Genomic DNA, 949 nt, shown 5'->3' with positions numbered 1-949 from the left:
GGTCATGACCTCGGCGAACGCATCGGCAATCGGGGCGTAAGTTTCTCCCCATACCTCCTTCACGGGCCTCCCCAGCGCCCAAGGGTGCCGGTCCCCAAGCATCATGCGATAGGCATCGTTGTAAAGAAGCCGGAGCTCCGGTCCCCAGAGCACCGCACCCAGCAGGGTTGAGTTGAGGACAAAACCCAAGGAGGTTCGTAGGGACTGGGGCCAAGCCTCGGGTGCACCCATCGGCGTCTGATCCCAAGCATAGGAGCGGAAGAACTCCCCCATCTGTCCTCCCGCTGAGAGAAAACTGAGCGCTTCTGACTTCGGGCCAATGGAAGGGGACATCGTTTGGGCTCACACCGGGTCGTCGTTGATGCCGTAGTGTCTCATGCCGACCGCGAGGCCGACTCGACGACGGTAGGTTCTGTACGCTGGAGCGTGGTCTGCCTCGTCCCTCGAGCAGGCGAACGATCCCAACTCGCGCACTCACGCCACTTTTTACCTGTTCCTGCCTGTACCTATCGCAAAAGCATGAAGTATGCGACCCGGCTGGTCATGCTCACATGCTTTTCTTAGTGCATATGGTAGGCGCGCCCGCTGTATCAAGAGCTAGCTGAGGCAAATCGATAGGATAAATCTCTCGATTCGGGGCTTAAGATTGTTCGTGGGGCGCCGCTACTTTCCAATCGCCGCTCTCAGACCGCCGCCTTGCTCGATGCTCCCTTCAAAGCCGCTCCTATCAGGACTTTCCGCATGCTCCTATTCGGCGATGCAATGCGGCGAGCATTGGGCTTCGCAGACTCCAGTGGAGATTAGGGGCTCAGGGTGTAATAGAGATTGGGGCGCAGTTGGTTCGGCGCGGGCGGCGTGACGCTCAGAGACGTTAGCTGCCAAGGATGTCCCAGCCTTTGACGATCGGTCTTGGCATTGCCCCCTCGGAGTGCGGCCCCTCACCGACTTG

Annotated in this window: 1 pseudogene; it reads right to left on the bottom strand. The window is 59.4% G+C overall.

Annotated features, from left to right (window positions below):
* Nucleotides 1–273, bottom strand: a pseudogene (locus ACXJKH_RS21275) (hybrid sensor histidine kinase/response regulator); the annotation flags it as partial.
* Between the last annotated feature and the right edge of the window lie 676 nt (nt 274–949).

It is taken from the genome of Stenotrophomonas sp. P5_B8 (genome assembly GCF_054049855.1).
Note: the sequence above shows the minus strand (reverse complement) of the source record. Positions and strands in the feature narration are given on the sequence as shown.